Source organism: Streptomyces cahuitamycinicus (assembly GCF_002891435.1).
In the GTDB taxonomy this organism is placed as follows: domain Bacteria; phylum Actinomycetota; class Actinomycetes; order Streptomycetales; family Streptomycetaceae; genus Streptomyces; species Streptomyces cahuitamycinicus.
Map to the genome: position 1 here is coordinate 1 of NZ_POUC01000551.1, position 4,312 is coordinate 4,312.

A 4,312-nucleotide genomic window follows, 5' to 3' on the forward strand; every position below is an offset into this window, starting at 1 on the left:
CGACGGCCGCCCCCAGCCCCTCCGGCCGCGCCGCAGGCACTCCGGCCCGGGCCGCCAGGGTCAGGGCCAGCCGGGCGAGGGTCGCGGAGACGACGGCGGCGCATGCGCCCCGGGCCCAGGAGGCGTCGTACGCCTGGGCGAGCGCGGCGATCTGCGCGAGCAGGGTGAGGACGAGGGTGATCACCCCGAACGGCCCGATGTCCGACTGCTTCATGATCCGCAGCGCGTCCTCGGCGGGCTTGCCGCTGCCCAGCCCGTCGGCGGTGTCCGCGAGCCCGTCGAGATGCAGCCCCCGGGTGAGGGCGGCCGGGACGGCGACGGTCGCCACGGCCGCGAGCGGCGCGCCCGCGCCGAGGAACAGCAGGACCAGCCCGAGCCCGGCGGCAGCGGCTCCGACCGCCAGCCCGGCCAGCGGAGCGCACAGCATGCCGCCGCGCGCGGCCTCCCGGTCCCACCGGGTCACCCGGACGGGGATCACGGTGAGGGTGCCGAAGGCGAAGCGGAGGCCGTCGAGGGGTGGGGTTCTGGGCACCGGCGCAGGCTACCGGCCGGTCAGGAGGGCGGGAACGGCAGCCGACGATAAAGTTCCCTTATGGGATGGTTCGAGCGGAACATCATGGAACCGGGCAAGCTGCCGCTGCTTCTCGCTCTCGTCTCCTTCGTCCTGACCTTCCTGATCACCCGGGGCATCACCCGTCTCATCCGGGCGGGCAAGGGCCCCTTCCGCAACATCAGCGGCAGCGGCGGTGTCCACGTCCACCACGTGGTCCCCGGCGTGATCCTGACGATCATCGGCGGTTTCGGTGCGGTCGCCGGCGGCCAGTACGGTTTCGGCTCGGCGCTGGCCGCAGTGATCTTCGGCATCGGCGCGGGCCTTGTCATGGACGAGTTCGCCCTCGTCCTGCACCTCGCCGACGTCTACTGGACCCCGGACGGCCGCAAGAGCGTGGAGATGGTCGTCCTCACCGCCTCCCTCGTCGGCCTGCTGCTGATCGGCTTCTCCCCGCTGGGCGTCAACGACCTCAACGAGGACCAGCAGCAGAACCGGGCCGTCGTCCTCGCGAACGTCCTCGTGAACTTCGCGTTCGCCCTCATCGCCCTGTTCAAGGGCAAGCTCCGCATCGCCGTCCTGGGCCTGATCATCCCCCTCGTCGCCCTGATCGGCGCCGTACGGCTGGCTCGCCCCACCTCTCCGTGGGCCAAGCGGTTCTACCGGAACCGGCCCCGCGCCCGCGCCAAGTCCGGTCTGCGGGCCTACCACCACGACCGCCGCTGGCTGGGCCCCCGGCGCGCCTTTCAGGACTGGATCGGCGGCGCCCCCGACCCCGAGCCGGCCCGGTCCCTGGAGCGCCGCTGACGCAGCTCGCCGACCCCGCACAGCACCAGCACCGCCATGATCGCGGCGAGGTGTTCCTTGCCCGCGAGGTTCTCCTTCAGTACCACCTCGACCACCATCGCCGCGATCACCACCGAGGCCGTGATGTACGCGCGGTAGCGCCAGCCCAGGACGACGGCCAGGCCCACCACCGCCGCCGACGGCCCGGTGTCCACGACCCAGGCGTCCGAGGCGGGCAGGCCGAGCGGCGAGTGCGGGCCCAGCCGGATGCCCAGGCGTGCGTACAGCGTGCCCGCGAGCGTCGCCACGTAGGCGACGGCCAGCGTCCGCCACCGGCCCAGGCACAGCTCGGCGATGCCGAACACCAGCAGGATCTGCACCAGTGCGCCCCACACCGGCAGATCCAGGGCGGGCACGAACAGCGACAGCGGTGTCCGCAGCAGCGCCAGCCACAACGGGTCCACGGCCCGCACTCCGCCGGCGTCCTGCACGAACCGGTAGCCCCACGCCTGGCTGTGCACGAGGTGCAGCACGGCCGTGAGGCACACGGCCGCGCCCGCCAGCGGCACGGCCCGCCACCGCCGCTCGGCCAGCGGCCCGCGCACCGCGGCGTACAGCCGCCCCCATTCGGCGCGGGCCCAGCGGGCGAGCGTGGTCATCCGGCGGTCGTCCTCGTCCGTGCGCGGCGATGTCTGAGGGTGTCTGCGACTCAGTCAAACCGACACCACGTTCCAAGACCGACCGGAACGGGACGAAGTTGAGCCAGGCGTGAGTGACCTGGATCTCGGGGGTGCTACCGCTCGGCGGAGGTCTCGGAGGTCCCGGACGCCTCCGGCTGGGCCGGCTCCTCCGACGCCTCCGACGCCTCCGGCTCAGCCGGTTCTTCGGACTCCTTCGGCTTCTCGGGCAGTTCCGCCGCCAGCGCGGCCGAGGCCTGCACCAGCGGCAGCGCCAGCAGACCGCCCGTGCCCTCCCCGACGGTCACCCCGTGGGCCAGCAGCGGCTCCAGGGCCATCCGGTCCAGCGCCTTCGCCTGCCCGGGCTCCCCGCTGTCGTGCGCGGCCAGCCACCAGTCCGGCGCCCGGAACGCGATCCGCTGCCCGACCAGCGCGCACGCGGCCGTCACGACCCCGTCGAGCACCACCGGCAGCTTGCGCACCGCGCACTGGAGCAGGAAGCCCGTCATCGCGGCGAGGTCGGCACCGCCCACCGTCGCCAGCAGCTGCAACTGGTCCCCGAGCACCGGCCGGGCCCGGCGCAGCGCGTCGCGGATCGCCGCGCACTTGCGCATCCACGCCAGATCGTCGATCGCCAGTCCGCCGCGCCCGGTGACGACCGAAGCGTCGACCCCGCACAACGCCGCGACCAGCACGCTCGCCGCCGTGGTCCCGCCGACGCTCACATCGCCGAGCACCACCAGGTCCGTGCCCGAGTCGGCCTCCTCGTCGGCCACCGCGATCCCCGCCCGGAACGCCGCCTCGGCTTCCTCCGGGGTCAGCGCGTCCTCGACGTCGATCCGCCCGCTGCCGCGCCGCACCCGGTGCCGTACGACGCCCTCGGGCAGTGTCTCGGGGTCGCAGTCCAGGGCCATGTCGACGATCCGCACCGGCACGCCCAGCCGCCGGGCCAGCACGGACACGGGCCGGCCGCCCTCCAGCACCTCGCGCACCAACTCCGCGGCGCTGCCCGCCGGCCGGGCCGAGACGCCCAGCCCGGCGATGCCGTGGTCACCGGCGAAGAGCACCACCCGAGGGCGTTCGACCGGCCGCACCGGCACCGCCGACTGCGCCGCCGCCAGCCACTCACCCAGTTCGTCGAGGCGGCCCAGCGACCCGGGCGGCACGATCTGGCGCTCCCGGCGCGCCTCGGCGTCACGGCGGATCCCGCCGTCCGGACGCTCGATCAGATCGGTGAAGTCGTCGAGATTAAGCGAGCTCATTCGCCGAACAGTACCGGCCCCGGTCGAACGGCACGGCGCCACATCACCACTCCGTCACGGCCACGTCGTTGCACCCGAGATCGGCATCCCATACGTTCCGTTTTGCAGCGGATTGTCGTACGTGTTACGTGCGACGTCCCCGCCGTACGTCCTTGCCGTACGCCCACGCGCCCGGGAGCCGCCCATGACCACACATCCCGCCTCCTCAGCACCCCCGGCCCAGACGACCGCACGGGTCCACGAACCGCGCCGGGAGGACTGCCCCTGGTGCGGCTCCGAACGGCTGCGGAACCGGCTGCGCACCGGCGACCTGCGGCAGTACAAGCCGGGCGGCTTCACCGTCGACTCCTGCCGGGACTGCGGCCACACCTTCCAGAACCCCCGCCTCACCCTGGAGGGCCTGGCCCTCTACCACCGGACCGCGCGCGGGGCGCCCAGGGACCCGGCGAGCGACGGCCTCCTCGCCCTGCGCGGCAGCCCGCGCCGCCACCGCTCGGCCGCCCGCGCCATGCTGCGCTGCGGGGAACCGGAGAGCTGGCTCGACGTCGGGACGGGCCACGCCCGCTTCCCCGCCACGGCCCGGCAGTTCTTCCCGTACACCTCCTTCGACGGCCTGGACCCCACCCCGCGCGTGGTCCGCGCCCGCACGGCCGAGCGCGTCGAGGAAGCCCACGTCGGCCGCCTGACGGACCCGCGGATCACCGGCCCCCTGCGCGCCCGCTACGACGTGGTCAGCATGCTCCACCACCTGGAGGGCACGCCGGACCCCCGAGCGGAACTCCAAGCCGCTCTTTCCGTCCTGCGGCCGGGCGGCCACCTGCTCATCGAGACCCTCAGCCCGCGCAGCGTCTTCGCGGCACTGCTGGGTCGCTGGTGGCTCCCCTACGACCAGCCGCGCCACCTGCATCTCCTGCCCCCGCAGAACGTCCGCGCGGAACTGGAGTCGGCCGGGTGCGCGATCCTGACGCTCGACCACCGCCCGGTCCACGTCCCCCACGACCTCGCCGGCGCCGCCTCCCTGGCCCTCTCGCACGCCC

Annotated in this window: 5 protein-coding genes; 2 read left to right on the forward strand and 3 right to left on the reverse strand. The window is 74.0% G+C overall.

The window, feature by feature from the left end:
• Positions 1-532: adenosylcobinamide-GDP ribazoletransferase (locus C1J00_RS38980; protein WP_102913606.1), on the reverse strand; the 532-nt coding region annotated here is incomplete at its 3' end.
• Between the two features lie 60 nt (positions 533-592).
• Here C1J00_RS38980 and C1J00_RS38985 point away from each other — a divergent pair.
• Positions 593-1,357: a hypothetical protein gene (locus tag C1J00_RS38985; RefSeq protein WP_102913607.1), complete on the forward strand. Its 765-nt coding sequence runs from the start codon at positions 593-595 to the stop codon at positions 1,355-1,357.
• Here the strand turns inward: C1J00_RS38985 and C1J00_RS45700 are convergent.
• Both C1J00_RS45700 and cobT read right to left on the reverse strand, forming a co-directional pair.
• On the reverse strand, positions 1,297-1,995 hold the full coding sequence (locus C1J00_RS45700; protein WP_180989856.1) for a hypothetical protein: 699 nt from the start codon (positions 1,993-1,995) through the stop codon (positions 1,297-1,299). The genes C1J00_RS38985 and C1J00_RS45700 overlap by 61 nt on opposite strands.
• A gap of 134 nt (positions 1,996-2,129) precedes the next feature.
• Entirely contained in the window at positions 2,130-3,275 is a 1,146-nt protein-coding gene (cobT, locus tag C1J00_RS38995; protein WP_102913608.1) for a nicotinate-nucleotide--dimethylbenzimidazole phosphoribosyltransferase, read from the reverse strand.
• Positions 3,276-3,459: 184 nt separating this feature from the next.
• Between cobT and C1J00_RS39000 the strand changes: the two genes are divergently transcribed.
• Positions 3,460-4,312, forward strand: an 853-nt coding sequence (locus C1J00_RS39000) for a class I SAM-dependent methyltransferase (RefSeq protein WP_102913609.1), incomplete at its 3' end; no start/stop codon positions are given.